The sequence below is a fragment of the Sphingomonas sp. H160509 genome, from assembly GCF_024124765.2.
Taxonomy (GTDB): domain Bacteria; phylum Pseudomonadota; class Alphaproteobacteria; order Sphingomonadales; family Sphingomonadaceae; genus Sphingomonas.
Genome location: NZ_JAMXSR020000002.1, coordinates 2,304,757 through 2,322,057, shown reverse-complemented (window position 1 = coordinate 2,322,057; position 17,301 = coordinate 2,304,757). Strand labels below are relative to the sequence as shown.

Sequence of the window (17,301 nt, the reverse complement as noted above, 5' to 3'; positions counted from 1 at the left end):
AAGGCGGTTTCGGCTTTTGCCGGCTAGTGCGAACGGTGCTCGCGCGGCACGCTCCTGTCCAGTTGCAGCGGCCATGCTGCCCAGGAGCACCGTGATGCTACGACACGCCGCTGCCGCCATCCTGGCGATACTCGTCGCCACGCCCGCGTTGGCGCAGGTCCAGCCATTCCCACCCGGCTTCACCGAACGCGATATCGCGACCAACGGTACGACGATCCATGTGCGCGCGGGGGGGCACGGTCCAGCGGTCCTGTTGCTGCACGGCTATGGCGAGACCGGTGACATGTGGGCACCGCTCGCCGCCGATCTGGCGCGCGACCACCTGGTGATCGTTCCCGACCTGCGCGGCATGGGCCTCTCGTCGAAACCGGCGGGCGGCTACGACAAGTCGACGCAGGCAGTCGACATTGGTCGGTGTGCTGGACGCGCTGCAGATCGGCAGGACTGATCTGGTGACGCACGATATCGGCAACATGGTCGGCTATGCCTTCGCCGCCCGGAACCGCGACCGCGTGACCCGGTTCGTCCTGATGGACGCACCCTTGCCGGGCGTCGGGCCGTGGGACGAACTGCTGAAGAACCCGCTGCTCTGGCATTTCCGGTTCGGCGGTCCCGACATGGAGCGGCTCGTCGCGGGTCGCGAGCGCATCTATCTCGACCGGTTCTGGAACGAGTTCTCGGCGTCACCGGCGAAGTTCAGCGAAGCCTCCCGCGTTCATTATGCCGCGCTCTATGCCCGGCCCGGCGCGATGCATGCGGGGTTTGCGCAGTTCGCCGCATTCGACCGCGACGCAGCGGACAATGCCGGCTTCGTCGCGGCGGGCAAGCTGACCATGCCAGTGCTTGCCATTGGTGGCGCCAAGTCGTTCGGGCCGATGATGGCGACGGTCATGCGGTTCGCCGCGAGCGACGTGACCGAGGTAGTAATACCGGACTCTGGCCACTGGCTGATGGAAGAACAGCCTGTCGCGACAATTTCAGCCGTACGCGGGTTCTTGGACACCAAACGATAAGGGCAAGTCAGCGTCGATCGTCGCGCGTGTCCTTCCGCGCCGAGTCAGTCGGCATCGTCCAATCGATCGTCAGTCATGCCTTCAGGATCGCCGCGTTGCGGGCGTCACTGCATCGCCGGGCGGTCGCTGGCGAGCGCTCGCCGCAGCGCCGCGACCTCCACGTTCAGGGCGGCGAGTCGATCCTGCGTCATGCCGGACCGCTCGACGATCAGCGGGCCAAGGCACCCGGTCTCCGTCCACCGCGTTCTGCCAGCCTCGGTCAACCGCACGCGTACCTGTCGCTCGTCGGCGGGGTTGCGGATGCGCGTAACCAGCCCCGCCGCCTCCAGCCGTTTCGCCAACGGCGTGATCGTGCTCGGTTCGAGCGCGAGCCGTTCGGCGATCGCGCCGATCGAACAGCCATCCTCCGCTTCGTTGAGCGTCTGGAGGACGAGAAACTGTGGATAGGTGATGCCGAGCCGGTCGAGCACGGGCTTGTACGCACGATTGATCGCGATCGTCGCGGCATACAACGAAAAGCAGAGCTGGTCGTCGAGGGGCAGGGGATCGGACACGGCAGGCTCCTTCACGCTCGACCGTACATAAAATTGCTTATCGCGGCAAATCTTACTGGACTTCGGTACCGCCACATCATAGATCGTTATCGCGATAAGCAATATGGAGATTTCAGCATGTCCGTCGATGTAAAATACACCACCGAAGCCACCGCAACCGGCGGCCGCGACGGCCATGCACGGTCGCAGGACGGCCGTTTCGACGTCGCGCTCTCTACGCCAAAGGAACTGGGCGGCGCAGGCGGCGACGGCAGCAACCCCGAGCAGCTGTTCGCAGCCGGCTATTCCGCGTGCTTCATCGGCGCACTGAAGGTCGCTGGCCAGCAGTTGAAGGTGAAGGTGCCCGACGACGTCGCGGTCACCGCAAAGGTTGGGATCGGCCCTCGCTCGGGCTGGCGGTTTCGGGATCACCACCGACCTGACCGTGTCGCTGCCAGGTATCGACCGCGCCGAAGCGCAGCGTCTGGTCGATGCTGCGCACGAGATCTGCCCCTATTCGAACGCCACCCGCGGCAACGTCGATGTCGGCCTGACGCTCGCCTGAAGGTGAAGCCCTGACGGTCGGGCGGTACGTCTGCTGCCCGACCGTCTTCAATTGGTCGCAAGACCAAGTCGCTGACATCCAGCGGCCTTTTAGTCACGTCCGATGCGTGTTGACATTAATGGTCACGGCTCCAATGTAACTTGCATGTACGCTCCTGCGACACATAAGCGTTTCCTCGACCATTCGGGCCAACTCGCCGCACGCGGTTAGCCCGAGCTCGCGGCTGTTCGCCGTTCGAGTTCGGGCTTTATTCGATCTGACCTTTGGGACGTGCTCTGCGCGCCCATGATCTCGAGTAAACGGAAACCGCACAGTGTCGGAACAGAACCCTGATAAAGATAGTCGCCCTTTGGCGGATCATGACGTCGAACTGCAGGATCGCGCCTCGCAGCCCTTCCTTAGAATGAGGCCTAAGCATTTTTTCTCGAACCAGTTCGAGCTGGAGATCGTCGAAAACTATTGTGCCGATGATGACGATCGTCGGGCTCGCAAGCAGCCGAACTGGTTGAACCGCTTCATCGACGTGAATCTTGTCCCAATGATCCTCGTGATCGGCGTGCCAATCCTTGTGTATTGCATCGTCGCCGCGGCGAAATAGGCGCCGGACTCACGGTACAGGACTGTTCGCGACGATGTCGCGGGCAGTCCGCGAGTGACAGAATAGCCGGCGACTTGCCGCAAAATCCGTGTTGATAAGCAAGTAACGGTAGTTGCTCACCGGACTCCCGCGCTGCCTGTCCATGATAGGTAAGGATGCAATACGTTTAATGCGGCGTGATATCGCCGGGTCGGGCACGCAATTCCGGCACGTTTCATAGAATTGATGATCTACTCCGACATCTACGATGTGGCGCCGAAGTTGCGACGAAGCCCAGCCAGTATCAGTCAAACCGATTATATTTATGTCGGACGATGAACAAAATGTAATGATGCACGTATGTTAAACACCTGGTGTTCAATTTCATACAAATATAGTAGGCGCCTGCCAGCAGGGGTGCATTACGAATTCAAGGACATACCGTGACCGATACACTTAATACAGTCGAGCTCGCCGCCGAACTGACGGCAGCATGGCTTGCCAACCCCAATACGCGCACTGCCGCCGACGACGTGCCGGCGTTCCTCGTCGCGATGCATTCGGCCGTCGAGAAGCTGGTCGGCAATGGCGAAGCGGAGCCCGAGGCAACGGCACAGCCGACGTCCGAGCCAGCCGTTTCGGTGCGCAAGTCGCTGGCATCGCCCGACCACATCATCTCGATGCTCGACGGCAAGAAGTACAAGACGTTGCGTCGTCACCTGTCGACCAACGGCATGACGCCGGAGCAGTATCGCGAGCGCTTCAACCTGAAGTCCGACTATCCGATGGTCGCCGCGACCTATTCGGAAGCGCGCCGTGCGATGGCGAAGTCGATCGGGCTTGGTCGCAAGGCTGGTGCAACGGTCGAGAAGGCGTCGGAAGACGCGGTGAAGACCGTTCGCAAGGGCGGCAAGGCAGCGCTTGATGCCGCCAAGAAGACGCTCGGCAGCGAGGATTAAAATCGGCGAGGGGGGGAGGGTGTCGTCCTTCCCCCTCTCCCCTTCACGACGGCCAGTTACGCGCTATGCGTTATGCGCGCCGGCCGTCCTCGACCAGCGCCTGCGCCAAAACGCGCGGGATCGCACGCAGTGCCGGTATCACCGGCTCGATCGTGTCCGTCGCGACGGGCGTTGTCTTTTCGGCCGCAAGCAACTGCTGCACGCCGCGGACGGTATAGCCTTCGCGGTTGAGCAACGTATCGATGCGCCGGACCAATACCGCATCCTCGGCACGGTAATAGCGTCGGTTCCCCGCGCGCTGCAGCGGCCGCAGCTGGGGAAAGCGGGTCTCCCAATAGCGCAGGATATGCTGTGGCAGGCCGGTCTCACGCGAGAGTTCGCCGATCGTCCGGAACGCAGCGCCCGCCTTGCCCGGACCCGCCGCCGCTATACCCACGGCACCTATGGATGGGCTGCCGTCGTCGTCGGAACCGGGATCGCCCGCTACGTCGATGTCGTCCGTAAAATCGCCACCGGAAGTATCGGCGTCATCGGGCATTACAGGATCAGTCGGCGCCGACGATGCGCTCACGCATCATCTGGCTCGCGCGGAAGGTCAGGACGCGACGCGGTGCGATCGGCACTTCGATGCCGGTTTTCGGATTACGGCCGACCCGCTCACCCTTGTCGCGGAGCACGAACGTGCCGAACCCCGAGATCTTGACGTTCTCGCCTTCGGACAGCGCGCCGCACATCTCGGAAAGAATCTGTTCCACGATCTTCGAGGAATCCGCACGCGACAATCCTACCTCGCGGTGGAGGGACTCGGCCAGATCGGCGCGCGTCAATGTACCGGTCATCGTCATTCGCAAGCTCCCAGTCTCGGCGCTTCTCTACACAAGCAGGATCGCGACCGGAAGAACTTTTGTTCTACAAGTGAATCGATCTCTTTCTACGAGATTAGAAGCGGATAACCGCCGCGCCCCAGGTGAACCCGCCGCCCATCGCCTCGAGTACGACGATCTGGCCTTGTCGGACACGTCCATCGCGCACCGCGACGTCGAGCGCGAGCGGCACGGAGGCTGCCGACGTGTTGGCATGCTGGTCGACGGTGACGACCACCTTGCCCGCCGCGAGGCCCAGTTTGCGCGCGGTCGCGTCGAGGGATCCGCGCGTTCGCCTGATGCGGGACGACCCAGTCGACCTGGTCCGAAGACAAGCCAGCCATCGCCAGCGACTCGGTCATCACCGAAGCCAGATTGGTGACCGCGTGGCGGAAGACCTCGCGGCCCTTCATGCGCAGCTTGCCGACGGTGCCCGTCGTCGAGACGCCGCCATCGACATAAAGAAGCTCGTTGTGACGGCCGTCCGCGTGCAGCTTGGTCGTCAGGATGCCGCGACCACCTTCGTCAGCGGTGTCCTGCGCCTCCAGCACGATCGCGCCGGCGCCGTCGCCGAACAGCACGCACGTCGTCCGGTCTTCCCAGTCGAGGATACGGCTGAACGTCTCCGCCCCGATCACTAGCGCGCGTTTGGCGACGCCGCTGCGGATCATGCTGTCGACCACCTGCACCGCGTACAGGAAGCCCGAGCAGACCGCCGCGACGTCGAACGCGACGCAGTCGTCGATGCCCAGCATAGCCTGCACCTTGGTGGCACTGGCGGGGAAGGTCTGGTCCGGTGTCGCGGTGGCAAGCACGATCAGGTCGATGCTGTCGGCTTCGATCCCGGCCGCAGTCAAAGCCGCGCGGCATGCATCGGCAGCAAGCGTCGCGGTCGTCTCGCCTTCGCCGGCGATGTGGCGGAAGCGGATGCCGGTGCGCTCGACGATCCACTCGTCGCTGGTGTCGACCTGCGCCGCCAGTTCGGCGTTCGAGACGCGACGCTCGGGCAAAGCCGAGCCGGTGCCCATTACGACAGACCGGATCATGCCGCCTTCTCCACGCTGCCGAGATCGTCGGCGATGCGCCGGACCAGATCGTTGCGGACCATCTTGGCGGCATTGCCGATCGCCGTCGCCACGCCGCGCTCGGTGGCGCCGCCGTGACTTTTCACGACGATGCCGTTGAGCCCGAGAAAGACCGCGCCGTTGTGATTGTTCGGGTCGAGGTGATCGCGCAGCAATTCGGTCGCCGGCCGCGAGATCAGGAAGCCGAGCTTCGAGCGAACCGAGCTGCGGAACGCGCGCTTGAGCAGGTCGGCGACGAATCGCGCGGTGCCCTCGGCGGTCTTCAGTGCGATGTTGCCAGAGAATCCGTCGCACACGACGACGTCGACCTCACCGCGCGACAGCCGGTCGCCTTCGATGAAGCCGTTGAACTGCATGTCGACGGCCGGCGTCGCGCGCAGCTGGGCCGCTGCGTCGCGAATCTCATCCGTGCCCTTCATGTCTTCGCTGCCGATATTCAGCAGCGCCACACGAGGATGCGGGATGTCGAGCGCGGTGCGCGCATAGGCGGCACCCATGATCGCGAACTGGACGAGGTTGCGCGCGTCGCACTCGGTATTCGCACCGAGGTCGAGCATCACCATGTCGGTGTCGCCGAGCGTCGGCAGACGCGCCGCGAGTGCCGGCCGGTCGATCCCGGGCAGCATCCGCAACGATATCTTCGCCATCGCCATCAGCGCGCCGGTGTTGCCCGATGATACCGCTGCAGCGGCGCGACCCTGTTTCACCAGGTCGATCGCGATGCCCATCGACGTCTTCTTCGCACGCCGAATCGCCTGGCTCGGCTTTTCGCTCGAACCGACGACTTCGGGTGCGTGGACGATTTCAGAGTTCTGCGACAGGTTCGGATGAGCTTTCAGCCCCTCGCGAATCGCAGTCTCGTCACCGACCAGGAAGAAGTGCATGCCCTCGAATTGGTGACGCGCTCGCGCGACGCCGGCAAGCATCACTGCCAGCCCGTCATCGCCACCCATCGCATCGACCGCGATCCAGCCGCTGTCGGGCATCGCTTATCCTTCGTTCAAGTTAGAGGTTCCGGACGGAAGCCTCAGCCCTCGATCGAGAGGATTTCGCGACCGTTATAGTGACCGCACGAACCGCACAGGTTGTGCGGACGCTTCAGCTCGCCACAGTTGGGGCATTCCTGGAACGACGCGATCGTGAGCGAGTCGTGGCCACGGCGCATGCCGCGCTTGGAGGGCGAGGTTTTTCTTTTGGGGACGGCCATTTCGGCACCTTGTTCAATCTAAAGGTCGGGACTCCGAGTACGTCCGGACACAGGACACAGGCAACCGACAAGAATGCCGGCCGCCTGAAGCAACCCATGCGGCCTGACGCTCGCGAAGCGTGGCGCTATAGCGATTTCACCCCGCGTTGCAAGCTTTGGCCCGGAGTGGCAGGGCATGCGCCTGACAAAAGACCTGATATTCGAGGGGCAACGCCGTGATATTACCCGTAACGCTGACGATCGCCGCGGCCGCCGCCGTCGTCAACCTGTGGCTCGCCTTCCGAATCGTGCCGATGCGCGTGAAGGAAAGCGTGCTGATCGGCGACGATGGCAACCAGCGCCTGCAGGCACGGATGCGCGCGCATGCCAACTTCACCGAATACGCGCCGTTCATCCTGATCCTGATCGGGCTGATCGAACTCGCCGGCGGATCGACGCTGTGGCTGTGGATTGCCGGCGCGGTGTTCGTAATCGCGCGAATCGCCCACGCGTTCGGGATGGACCGGACGACGTCGAGCCTGCCGCGGGCCGGGGGTGCGCTGGCGACATGGGCACTGATGGCGTTGCTGGCCGGCTGGGCGCTGGCGATCGCGTATCAGGCGAACAGCGTGCCGGCCGCAAAGACGTTCCAGGTTGTGCCGTCGGGGTCGCAGGCATGAGCGCGTTCCGCTTGCTCACCGCCGCCACGCTTTTGGCCGCGTCCCCTGCCGCCGCGCAGGTCTCGCCAGAGCGCCTGTCTGCCGACGTGAAGACGCTCGCCTCCGATGCGTTCGAAGGTCGCGCGCCCGGAACGCCGGGTGAGACCAAGACGATCGCCTGGCTGATCGCGCAGTTCAAGGCGATGAAGGCGCAACCCGGCGGCCCGAACGGCGGCTGGACGCAGCCCGTACCGCTCGTCCACACGCGGATGGGCGCGGGCACCGTCCGCGCCGGCGATACCGCGCTGGTGCAGGGCCGCGACGTCTATCTGAGTACGGTCCGCGGCGTCGACCGCGTCGTCATCGCGAACGCACCGATGGTGTTCGTCGGCTACGGCGTCAGCGCGCCGGAGCGCGGCTGGGACGACTTCAAGGGGCTCGATCTCAAGGGCAAGGTTGCGGTGTTCCTCGTCAACGATCCCGATTTCGAGGCGGTCCCAGGCGACGATGCGAAGGGGCAAGTTCGGCGATCGCCGGATGACCTATTACGGCCGCTGGACGTACAAATACGAGGAAGCCGCGCGACGTGGCGCGGTCGGCGCGCTGATCGTCCACGACACGGCGGGCGCGGGGTACGGCTGGAACACGGTCACCGCTCCCGCCGGCGAGAATTACGATATCGTCCGGAAGGATCCCGAATCGCGGGTGATGCTCCAGGGCTGGCTCGAAGGTGGTGCGGCGACCCGGTTGTTTGCAGCCTCGGGCCTCGACCTGGCTTCGTTACGGAAAGCGGCGCGGCGGAGTGACTTCCACCCGGTCGCGCTGAAGCAGGCGTTCACCACCGACCTGCCGGTCAAGCACGACACAGCGGTGAGCCAGAATGTGCTGGCGAAACTGCCGGGCACCAAGCACGCGGACGAAATCGTGATGTTCGGCGCGCACTGGGACGCCTATGGCATCGGCCCGCCCGATGCGCAGGGGGCGCACCATCCGCCCCGGCGCCAACGACGACGGCCTCGGCGTGGCGGGCGTCCTCGAACTCGCGCGCAATTTCGCCAAGGCCCCCCGCACCGACCGCAGCCTCGTCTTCGCGCTGTGGAGCGGCGAGGAGCGCGGGTTGCTCGGGTCGGAGACCTATGCGGTGAACCCGGTCTATCCGGCCGCCAAGACGGTCGCCAATCTGACGCTCGACATCCTCCAGACGGCAGGGCCTGCAAAGGACGTCATGCTGGTCGGTGCAGGTCAGAACAGCCTCGAGGACATGCTTGGCGATGCGGCGAAAGCGCAGGGCCGAGTCGTGACGCCGGAAGCGCTCCCCGAACGCGGGCTATTCTACCGCGCCGACCATTTCTCGGTCGCGCGGCGCGGCGTGCCGACGCTGCTGCTGATGGCGATCAGTGGCGCGCCTGATCTGGTCAAGGGCGGCCGGACAGCGGGGCAGGCGTGGCTCGACGGCTATATGAAATGCTATCACCAGACGTGTGACGCGTGGGGTGCTGAATGGGACCTGCGCGGCGCGGCGCAGGACGTGGACCTGTTCAAGACGATCGGCACCAAGCTGGCGAACAGCCGGTTGTGGCCCGAGTGGCGCGACGGGTCGGAGTTCAAGTCGGTGCGGTCTGAAAGCGCGGGGGAGCGGAAGTAAGACCTTCTCACCGCGTGGGTAACCACCCCGGCGAAGGCCGGGGCCCAGTTGGAAAGGTGGCTGTAACGGAGTTTGACCTACGCCAATCTACCTCGCCCAATTGGGCCCCGGCCTTCGCCGGGGTGGGGTGAGCGGCGGGAAGGGGCGTGCTTCTTCTTGTTCTCCCGCGAAGGCGGGAGCCCAGGGTTACGGGCGATGTCGCTTGGTATCCTGGGCCCCCGCGTTCGCGAGGGAACAGGAAGGTTCGCAGGAAAGCGCAAGGGCAACCGCTATTCCGCCAGCGCCCGATCGCTAACGAACATATTCGTCGCCCGCTCATGCGCAAACGTGCTCGCCGGCCCATGCCCTGGAATAAAGCTCGTATCGCTCCCCAGCGGCCACAGCTTCTCGACGATCGACTTCACCAGCGTCTCATGATTCCCCCCAGGCATGTCCGATCGCCCGACCGATCCCTGGAACAGCACATCCCCCACCTGCGCGAACTTCGACGGCGCATGGTGAAAGATCACGTGCCCCTCGGTGTGCCCGGGCGTCTCGTACACATCGAGCACGAGGTCGCCGACCGACACCGTATCACCCTCGACCAGCCACCGGTCCGGCTCGAAATTGACCCCCCCGAAATCCCGTATTTCGGCCCGTCCTGATCGAGCCGCTGCAACCAGAACCTATCCGCCTCATGCGGTCCCTCGATCGGCACGCCGAGATCGTTCGACAGCCGCTTGGCCCCGCCCGCATGATCGATATGGCCATGTGTCAGCAGGATCTTCTCGACCGTGACCCCCGCCTGTTCGACCGCCGCCATGATCTGCGGCAGGTCGCCGCCCGGATCGATTACCGCCGCCTTCATCGTCGCGGTGCACCAGATAATCGTGCAGTTCTGCTGGATCGGCGTGACGGGCACGATGGCAGCGCGGAGCGGGGGCGCAGCGCGGAGGGGAGGATTTGTCATGCCCTCGAAATAGGATAGCGCGCCCGTAGGAGCAATCGCCGCTTGCGGTTTGCCTCGCGCTCCGTGCAACAGTCGCGACGATGTGGACCGCGCCCTTCGTTTTGCTCGATGACGCCCGCGAGGGGGCGCTCCGGCACGATTGTACCGCGATCCCGTCCGGATCGTCCGCGCCGATACGCTCGCCGAGGTCCGCCCCGCACTCGATGCGTTACGAAGCGCCCGCGCGGAGGGCCTGCACGCCGCCGGCTACCTCACCTACGAAGCCGGCGCCGCGCTTGCATCGAAGCCCGTCGACGTCCGCACCGAAGGCCCGCTGCTCTGGTTCGGCCTGTTCGCCGAGTACGACACGATAGCGCCCGAAGACGTCGCCGCGTTGCTCCCCGACCCCGCCGGCGCGTGGACTGGTGCGCCCGAGCCGCTGATCGACCGCGACACCTACGACGCCAGCCTGTCGCGCGTGCTCGACCTGATCGCGGCGGGCGACATCTACCAGGCCAACCTCACCTTCGCCGCCACCGTGCCGTTCGTCGGCGATCCGCTCGCGCTCTATGCCCGGCTGCGGCGCCAGGCGAAGGCGGGCTATGGCGCGCTCATCGACACCGGCGAGACGCGCTTCCTGTCGCTCTCCCCCGAACTCTTCTTTGCGCTCGACGGCGACACGCTCACCTGCCGCCCGATGAAGGGCACCGCGCCGCGAGGCGACACGCCCGACGCCGACCGCGCGCTCGCCGAAACACTCGCCGCCGACCCGAAGCAGCGCGCCGAAAACCTCATGATCGTCGACCTGATGCGCAACGACCTGTCGCGCGTCGCCACCCAGGTCGCGGTCCCCGACCTGTTCACCGTCGAGACCTATCCGACCGTCCACCAGATGACCTCGACCGTCACTGCGACGCTGAAACCAGACTGCGACGCGGTCGACGTCCTGACCGCGCTGTTCCCGTGCGGCTCGATCACCGGCGCCCCGAAGCAACGCGCTATGGAGGTCATCGCCGAGGTCGAGCACGCGCGCGTTCGCGGCATCTACACCGGCGCGATCGGTCGCTTCGACGCGAACGGCGACGCCATATTCAATGTCGCGATCCGCACATTGGCGATCCAGAACGGCGCGGCGATGATGAGTCTCGGCTCGGGCATCGTCGCGGACAGCGTGGGCGACGCCGAATGGGACGAATGCTATGCCAAGGGGCGCGTTCGTCACCGCCGGCCAGCGCCGCTTCGACCTGATCGAAACGATGGCGTTCGACCCCGAGGCCGGCCTGACCCGTCTCGAAGCGCATCTCGCGCGGATGAAGGCCAGTGCCCAGGCCTTGGGATTCACCTTCGACCGCCACACCGCGCGCAACGAACTCCAGGCCGCGACCTTCCGGCTGCGCGGCCCCCGCCGCATCCGCCTGTTGCTCAGTCCGTCCGGCGCGATCGCGATCGAGGCGGCGCCGCTCCCGCACTCGCCTGCCCAAGCGACCGTCGCGATCGTTCCGCTGCCGGTCGCCGCGACCGACTTCCGGCTCCGGCACAAGACGAGCGCGCGCGCCTTCTACGACGATGCGCGGAAAGCCGCGGGGACGTTCGAGGTGGTGTTCGAGGACGCTGAGGGGTTCCTCACCGAAGGCAGCTTCACCTCCTTGTTTGTCCAACGCGGCGAAGGCCTCGTCACGCCGCCGCTACGGCACGGCTTGCTCCCCGGCATTCTCCGCGCCGAAATGGTCGAATCGGGTCGCGCGATCGAAGCCCCACTAACCCGAGCCGACCTGACCGCCGGATTCTTCATCGGAAATGCGGTCCGCGGGCTCATTCCGGCCATCGTTACGGTTGCGAATTCGACCGATCGGAGCGTATAGCGCCCGCGAATTCCGCGGCCACGCTCGCGGACAACCGCAAAGGTTACACCATGCACGCATCCGCCGCGCTCGGCCGCATCAGCCCCTCGCCGACGCTCGCTATCACCAGCCGCGTCCTCGAACTGAAGCGCGCAGGCGTCGACGTGATCGGGCTTGGTGCGGGCGAACCCGATTTCGACACGCCGGACTTCGTGAAAGAAGCCGCGATCCAGGCGATCCGCGACGGCAAGACCAAGTACACCAACGTCGACGGCACGATCGAACTGAAGCAGGCGATCGTCGCCAAGTTCGCGCGCGACAACAACCTCACCTACACCACCGATCAGATCAGCGTGAACGTCGGCGGCAAGCACACCCTGTTCAACGCGATGGTCGCGACGATCGATCCGGGCGACGAGGTCGTCATCCCCGCGCCGTACTGGGTCAGCTATCCCGACGTCGTCCAGTTCGCCGGCGGCGTGCCGGTGATCGTCAAGGCGGGGCCAGAGGTGGGCTACAAGCTCGATCCCGCCGCGCTCGATGCTGCAATCACGCCGAAGACCAAGTGGGTGATCCTCAACTCGCCGTCGAACCCGACCGGCGCCGGCTACACGATCGACGAACTGAAGGCGCTCGGCGCGGTGCTGGCGAAGCACCCGCACGTGTGGATCTTCGCCGACGATATGTACGAGCACATCGTCTATGACGGCTTCAAGTTCGCGACCATCGCCGAGGCCTGCCCCGAGCTGTTCGAGCGTACGCTCACCGTCAACGGCTGCTCGAAGGCGTATGCGATGACCGGCTGGCGGATCGGCTACGGCGCAGGCGCATCGTGGCTGATCAAGGCGATGGCCAAGCTCCAGTCGCAGTCGACCTCGAACCCGTGCTCGATCGCCCAGGCCGCCGCTGTCGCCGCCCTCAACGGCGACCAGTCGTTCCTCGCCGAGCGCAACACCGCGTTCCAGGGCCGTCGCGACCTCGTCGTGTCGATGCTCAACGAGATCGACGGCATGCACTGCCCGACGCCGGAGGGTGCGTTCTACGTCTACCCGTCGTTCGCGGAACTGATCGGCAAGACGACGCCGAACGGCCGCCTGATCGACACCGACGAGGCGATGGTCGGCTATCTGCTCGACGACGCCAAGGTAGCGGTTGTCCAGGGTGCTGCGTTCGGCCTCTCGCCGGCGTTCCGGATCAGCTACGCAACGTCCGATGCGCTGCTCCGCGAGGCCTGCACGCGTATCCAGACGGCCTGCGCCGCGCTGAAATAGACGTCGGCAACATTCGAGACATGCGGCGACATCTCCCGGCAACGCTGTCGGGCGATGCCTGCTGCACGATGAACGCATCGGCCACGGCGCGTTAATCGAGAGTTTCTAAAAACGACATTGTGGTTGGCCGGCATCTCTACGACATGCCGGTCCGTAACTGACGCTGACCTATCCGGTCGGCGCCATCACTGGGTTTCATTGGGATCGCATCATGCGCAGCATCGTAAAGTCGAGTTTCTTCTGGCAGTTCAGCGGCGGTTTCGTCCTCGGCGCCATCGGCTTGCTCGCGCTGCAGCCCGCCGAAGCCCGCCAGACCTTCGCCAGCCATTTCGAGCACAGCGCCTCCGCCACGGCGCGATAACCGCCACCTGATAACTGCGGCGACGGCCTGGCGAAGCGCAAGCGCAACCCCATGTATCAAAACATGAAAAAGCCGCTTCTCGCCACGCTCGCCGCCATCGGTATCGCCGGTGCGTTTATTGCCACCGGCACCGCGCAAGGCGCCCGCGCCGTCGTGATCCCCGCCGTCAAGACCGACCTTCCCGCCGCGCCCGGTATCCAGACCGCGGTGTTAGCGGGCGGCTGCTTCTGGACGATGGAAGCGGTGTTCGAGCATATGAAGGGCGTCAAGGCGGTCACGACCGGCTATGCCGGCGGTACGAAGGCGACCGCGACCTACGATCAGGTCTCCGCCGAGACGACGAAGCATGCCGAAGCCATCAAGATCGCCTACGACCCCCGTGTGGTGAGCTACGGCACGCTGCTCCGCGTCTATTTTTCGATCGCGCATGACCCGACGACGCTGAACCGCCAGGGACCCGACAGCGGCACTAGCTACCGCTCGGCGATCTTCCCGCAGTCGCCCGCCCAGGCGCAGGTCGCGCGCGCATACATCGCGCAGCTCGGCGCGACGCATGCGTTCTCCGGGCCAATCGTGACGAAGCTGGAAACCGGGACGTTCTATCCGGCCGAGGCGTATCATCAGAATTTCTACGATCGGAACCCGACGCATCCGTATGTCGTGATGTGGGACAAGCCGAAGGTGGCCGCCTTCCGCGCCGCGTTTCCGACGATTTCTAGCTGAGGGCGACCTTCTTAGGATGGCCACCACTCCGGCGAAGGCCGGCGCCCAATTGGAAAGGTTGAAGTAACGGCGGACGAACCTCCGTTATAAGCGGCCCGCAATTGGACTTCGGCCTCCGTCGGGGTGGTGGTCTATCTACTTGCCCGGCGACAAACGTCAGGCAGCAACCGGGAACCGCAGCATCCGGTCCGCCACTGGCACCATAGCCTCGGCGCCAACCCCAACCGCACGCACGATCTCCGGATGGTCCACATCCAACCCGCCAGTCAGCGACCCGAAAGCAGGCAAAATCAGCTTCGTCGCGGTTGCCACGAAACACCGCCGCGCCACCTGCTTCCCCCGCACGCGCAACCGCAACTTCGGGTGGAAATGCCCAGACAGTTCCGGTCGCGTCTCCGCCCGGTCCGCTTCATGCCGCAGCACCAGTCCATCGACGACGACCTCGTCGACGACGTCCCCGCCACACCGATCGAGGATAGCCGGATCGTGATTGCCCGTGATCCACGTCCAGCGCGTCCCGTCGGTCATCGCCCGCAGCATGTCCTGCGCGCGCTGCGGCAGCCGCTCGCACCCCTCGCTGTCGTGGAAGCTGTCACCCAGGCACCAGACTTCGCGCGCGCCGGTCGCGGCGACCAGCGCGGTGAGATCGGCCAGCGTCGCGATCGAATCATACGGCGGCAGCATCTGGCCGCGTTTCGCGAACCAGCTCGCCTTCTCGAAATGCAGGTCGGCGACCAGCAGCGCACGCCGCTCCGGCCAGAACAGCGCGCCTTGCGCCAACGCCAGAAGCGCATGCCCGCCGAACGAAAAGGGAACCATCCGCCCGCCATGCCGCCCCCGCCGCACCGAATCAAGCCGCCATCGTCGCGAACCGGGTGGGGCTTGCGCATGCCCCCCAATCGGCGTAAAGCGCGCCGTCCCCTCAGGAGGAGCGCTCTTCGCGCCATGACGTCCGTCGCCGGAACACCCCAAACTGCCGCTGTACCGGAAACGCCTGGCGATCTGTCAGCGGCGCATCTGCATCCGCACCCCGCACTCGCCGCGCTGACCGTCGGCGCGATCGGCGTGGTGTTCGGCGATATCGGCACCAGCCCGCTCTACGCGTTCCGCGAGGCGCTCGGCCAGACGTCCGCAGGCGGCATCGATCCGACTGAGATCCTCGGCGTGCTGAGCCTCGCGCTCTGGTCGTTGTTCCTCGTCGTCACCGTCAAATACGTCATCTTCCTGATGCGCGCCGACAACCAGGGCGAGGGCGGCGTACTAGCGCTGGCCGCGCTCGCCCGTCGTGCGCTCGGGATGCGGTCGCGGATCGCGATCGTGCTCGGCGCGGCGGGCGCATCGCTGTTCTACGGCGATGCAATCATCACGCCGGCGCTGTCAGTGCTGTCGGCGATGGAGGGCCTGCGGACGATCCCGAGCGCCGCGCACATCTTCAACGAAGGCGTCGTCCGTGCGCTGACGATCGCCATCCTGATCGGGCTGTTCCTGATCCAGTCGCGCGGCACGGCGCAGGTATCGAAGCTGTTCGGCCCGGTCTGCATCCTCTGGTTCGTGGCGATCGGTGCGCTCGGCATCTGGCATATCGCCGACGAGCCCTCGATCGTCCGCGTGTTCCTGCCGACCTACGGCATCTCGTTCCTCGCGACGCACGGCGTCACCGGGCTGTTCGTGCTCGGCGCGGTGTTCCTCACCGTCACCGGGGCCGAGGCGCTGACCGCCGACATGGGCCATTTCGGCAAGCTGCCGATCCGGATCGGCTGGTTCTTCCTGGTATTCCCGGCGCTCGCGCTCAACTATCTCGGGCAGGGCGCATTCGCTTTGTCGCGGCTCGAGGAGGCGGCGGCGCGCGGCGTGCCGTTCGTCAATCAGGACTGGTTCTTCCTGATGGCGCCCGAGTCGCTGCGTCCGGCGCTGATCATCCTCGCCGGCTTCGCGACCGTCATCGCCAGCCAGGCGGTCATCACCGGCGCGTTCTCGCTGACGCAGCAGGCGATCCAGCTCGGCCTGCTCCCGCGGCTGCGCATCCGCCAGACCTCCGCGGTGTTCGCCGGCCAGATTTACTTGCCGGCGATCAACTGGCTGTTGCTGATCGGCGTGCTGGTGCTGGTGATCCAGTTCAAGACGTCGTCGGCGATGGCGGCGGCGTACGGCATCGCGGTGACCGGCACGATGGTCGTCACCACCTTGCTGGCGTATATCGTCGTCCGCCACCGCTGGAACTGGTCGCGCCCACTCGCGCTGGCGGCGATCCTGCCGTTCCTGACGCTCGACCTGATCTTCTTCGGCGCGAACATCCTCCGCGTGATCGAGGGTGGCTGGGTACCGCTGGTCATCGCCGCCGCGATCGGGCTGATCATCTTCACCTGGGTGCGCGGCAAGAAGATCGTCAGCGCGTTCGAGAAGCGCCAGAGCATCCCGCTGAGCGATCTCGCCGCCGCGCTGGAGAAGCGCCCGCCCGAACGCGTCTCGGGCACCGCGGTGTTCCTGACCGGCAATCCGCACGCGACGCCGGGTGCGCTGCTGCACAATCTCAAGCACAACAAGGTGCTCCACGAGCGCAACCTGATCGTCAGCATCCGCACCGCGGACCGTCCGTTCGTCGACGAAGCGTCCCGCGCGAAAGTGGAACGCGTCGACGACAATTTCTCGATCGTCGTGCTGACATACGGCTTCATGGAATCCCCCGACGTGCCCCGCGATCTCGGCGTCGGCAACAAGACCGAGCAACTCGGGCTCGACCCGATGCGCACCTCGTTCTTCATCGGTCGCAACACGCTGAAACCCGATGCGGAAAAGGGCATGCCGCCGTGGCAGGACCGGATCTTCCTGTTCCTGCAGCGGAATGCGAGCGACCCCACTGACTTCCTGAAGATCCCGCCCGGCAAGGTGCTCGAACTAGGCGAACAGGTCACAGTGTAAGCCGAGGGCGGGGCGGGCGGTTAGCGCGTACTCCCTCGCCCCCCCCCGGGGAGAGGGAAGGGGCCCGCGGCGCTTGCCGTGGGAAGGGAGAGGGGCGTTGGGACGCACCGTCCCGAGCCCCAAGCCCCCTCTCCCTTCCGTCGCCTAAGGCTCCTCGCTCCCCCTCCCCCGAA

General features: G+C 65.4%; 15 protein-coding genes and 5 pseudogenes. 12 read left to right on the top strand and 8 right to left on the bottom strand.

Annotation, left to right across the window (positions count from 1 at the left end):
- The first annotated feature begins 94 nt into the window (after positions 1-94).
- Both NHF48_RS13050 and NHF48_RS13045 read left to right on the top strand, forming a co-directional pair.
- Complete coding sequence (locus NHF48_RS13050; protein ID WP_253071357.1) at positions 95-448, top strand: alpha/beta fold hydrolase; 354 nt, start codon at positions 95-97, stop codon at positions 446-448.
- Positions 449-452: 4 nt separating this feature from the next.
- Entirely contained in the window at positions 453-1,013 is a 561-nt protein-coding gene (locus tag NHF48_RS13045; RefSeq protein WP_253071356.1) for an alpha/beta fold hydrolase, read from the top strand.
- Positions 1,014-1,117: 104 nt separating this feature from the next.
- On the opposite strand, the gene NHF48_RS13040 is transcribed toward NHF48_RS13045, so the two are convergent.
- Complete coding sequence (locus NHF48_RS13040) at positions 1,118-1,567, bottom strand: MarR family winged helix-turn-helix transcriptional regulator (protein WP_253071355.1); 450 nt, start codon at positions 1,565-1,567, stop codon at positions 1,118-1,120.
- Between the two features lie 117 nt (positions 1,568-1,684).
- Here NHF48_RS13040 and NHF48_RS13035 point away from each other — a divergent pair.
- From NHF48_RS13035 to NHF48_RS13025, 3 genes and pseudogenes are all read left to right on the top strand, one after another.
- Positions 1,685-2,111, top strand: a pseudogene (locus tag NHF48_RS13035) (organic hydroperoxide resistance protein).
- 313 nt (positions 2,112-2,424) lie between these two features.
- A complete protein-coding gene (locus NHF48_RS13030; RefSeq protein ID WP_253071354.1) occupies positions 2,425-2,709 on the top strand; it encodes a hypothetical protein in 285 nt (94 codons plus the stop codon).
- 422 nt (positions 2,710-3,131) lie between these two features.
- Entirely contained in the window at positions 3,132-3,647 is a 516-nt protein-coding gene (locus NHF48_RS13025; RefSeq protein ID WP_056490139.1) for a MucR family transcriptional regulator, read from the top strand.
- 70 nt (positions 3,648-3,717) lie between these two features.
- Here NHF48_RS13025 and NHF48_RS13020 read toward each other — a convergent pair whose 3' ends face one another.
- The 5 genes and pseudogenes from NHF48_RS13020 to rpmF form a co-directional block, all read right to left on the bottom strand.
- A complete protein-coding gene (locus NHF48_RS13020) occupies positions 3,718-4,077 on the bottom strand; it encodes a MerR family transcriptional regulator (protein WP_253072421.1) in 360 nt (119 codons plus the stop codon).
- Positions 4,078-4,192: 115 nt separating this feature from the next.
- Positions 4,193-4,492, bottom strand: coding sequence for an integration host factor subunit alpha (locus NHF48_RS13015; RefSeq protein WP_056063634.1), 300 nt, complete (start codon positions 4,490-4,492; stop codon positions 4,193-4,195).
- Positions 4,493-4,586: 94 nt separating this feature from the next.
- A pseudogene (locus NHF48_RS13010) lies at positions 4,587-5,556 on the bottom strand (beta-ketoacyl-ACP synthase III).
- On the bottom strand, positions 5,553-6,581 hold the full coding sequence (gene plsX, locus NHF48_RS13005) for a phosphate acyltransferase PlsX (protein WP_253071353.1): 1,029 nt from the start codon (positions 6,579-6,581) through the stop codon (positions 5,553-5,555). Before plsX ends, NHF48_RS13010 begins: the two are co-directional and overlap by 4 nt.
- 41 nt (positions 6,582-6,622) lie before the next feature.
- A complete protein-coding gene (gene rpmF, locus NHF48_RS13000; protein ID WP_056054400.1) occupies positions 6,623-6,802 on the bottom strand; it encodes a 50S ribosomal protein L32 in 180 nt (59 codons plus the stop codon).
- Between the two features lie 215 nt (positions 6,803-7,017).
- Between rpmF and NHF48_RS12995 the strand changes: the two genes are divergently transcribed.
- Both NHF48_RS12995 and NHF48_RS12990 read left to right on the top strand, forming a co-directional pair.
- The gene (locus NHF48_RS12995) at positions 7,018-7,461 is read left to right on the top strand and encodes an MAPEG family protein (protein WP_253071352.1); all 444 of its coding nucleotides are present in this window, start codon (positions 7,018-7,020) and stop codon (positions 7,459-7,461) included.
- A pseudogene (locus NHF48_RS12990) lies at positions 7,458-9,085 on the top strand (M28 family metallopeptidase). The gene NHF48_RS12995 and the pseudogene NHF48_RS12990 overlap by 4 nt, the downstream one beginning before the upstream one ends.
- 269 nt (positions 9,086-9,354) lie before the next feature.
- Here the strand turns inward: NHF48_RS12990 and NHF48_RS12985 are convergent.
- Positions 9,355-10,034, bottom strand: a pseudogene (locus tag NHF48_RS12985) (MBL fold metallo-hydrolase).
- 80 nt (positions 10,035-10,114) lie between these two features.
- On the opposite strand from NHF48_RS12985, the pseudogene pabB reads away from it, so the two are divergent.
- From pabB to msrA, 4 genes and pseudogenes are all read left to right on the top strand, one after another.
- Positions 10,115-11,875: pseudogene (gene pabB, locus NHF48_RS12980) on the top strand (aminodeoxychorismate synthase component I).
- A gap of 50 nt (positions 11,876-11,925) precedes the next feature.
- Positions 11,926-13,125: a pyridoxal phosphate-dependent aminotransferase gene (locus tag NHF48_RS12975; protein WP_121905087.1), complete on the top strand. Its 1,200-nt coding sequence runs from the start codon at positions 11,926-11,928 to the stop codon at positions 13,123-13,125.
- A 211-nt stretch (positions 13,126-13,336) separates the two neighbouring features.
- Positions 13,337-13,486, top strand: a complete 150-nt coding sequence (locus NHF48_RS12970) for a hypothetical protein (protein WP_167397741.1) — start codon at positions 13,337-13,339, stop codon at positions 13,484-13,486.
- A gap of 63 nt (positions 13,487-13,549) precedes the next feature.
- Complete coding sequence (gene msrA, locus NHF48_RS12965; protein ID WP_253071351.1) at positions 13,550-14,209, top strand: peptide-methionine (S)-S-oxide reductase MsrA; 660 nt, start codon at positions 13,550-13,552, stop codon at positions 14,207-14,209.
- 156 nt (positions 14,210-14,365) lie between these two features.
- On the opposite strand, the gene pdeM is transcribed toward msrA, so the two are convergent.
- The gene (gene pdeM / locus NHF48_RS12960; RefSeq protein ID WP_253071350.1) at positions 14,366-15,028 is read right to left on the bottom strand and encodes a ligase-associated DNA damage response endonuclease PdeM; all 663 of its coding nucleotides are present in this window, start codon (positions 15,026-15,028) and stop codon (positions 14,366-14,368) included.
- A gap of 126 nt (positions 15,029-15,154) precedes the next feature.
- On the opposite strand from pdeM, the gene NHF48_RS12955 reads away from it, so the two are divergent.
- Positions 15,155-17,128 (top strand): potassium transporter Kup, encoded by a 1,974-nt coding sequence (locus NHF48_RS12955; RefSeq protein ID WP_253071349.1) that lies wholly within the window; start codon positions 15,155-15,157, stop codon positions 17,126-17,128.
- The last annotated feature ends 173 nt before the right edge of the window (positions 17,129-17,301 follow it).

Bases quoted from the DNA above. Each gene is read 5' to 3' on its own strand.
- NHF48_RS12975 (WP_121905087.1), top strand. From the start codon at position 11,926: ATGCACGCATCCGCCGCGCTCGGCCGCATCAGCCCCTCGCCGACGCTC.
- NHF48_RS13050 (WP_253071357.1), top strand. From the start codon at position 95: ATGCTACGACACGCCGCTGCCGCCATCCTGGCGATACTCGTCGCCACG.
- plsX (WP_253071353.1), bottom strand. From the start codon at position 6,581: ATGCCCGACAGCGGCTGGATCGCGGTCGATGCGATGGGTGGCGATGAC.
- NHF48_RS12970 (WP_167397741.1), top strand. From the start codon at position 13,337: ATGCGCAGCATCGTAAAGTCGAGTTTCTTCTGGCAGTTCAGCGGCGGT.
- pdeM (WP_253071350.1), bottom strand. From the start codon at position 15,028: ATGGTTCCCTTTTCGTTCGGCGGGCATGCGCTTCTGGCGTTGGCGCAA.
- NHF48_RS13015 (WP_056063634.1), bottom strand. From the start codon at position 4,492: ATGACGATGACCGGTACATTGACGCGCGCCGATCTGGCCGAGTCCCTC.
- msrA (WP_253071351.1), top strand. From the start codon at position 13,550: ATGAAAAAGCCGCTTCTCGCCACGCTCGCCGCCATCGGTATCGCCGGT.
- rpmF (WP_056054400.1), bottom strand. From the start codon at position 6,802: ATGGCCGTCCCCAAAAGAAAAACCTCGCCCTCCAAGCGCGGCATGCGC.
- NHF48_RS12955 (WP_253071349.1), top strand. From the start codon at position 15,155: ATGACGTCCGTCGCCGGAACACCCCAAACTGCCGCTGTACCGGAAACG.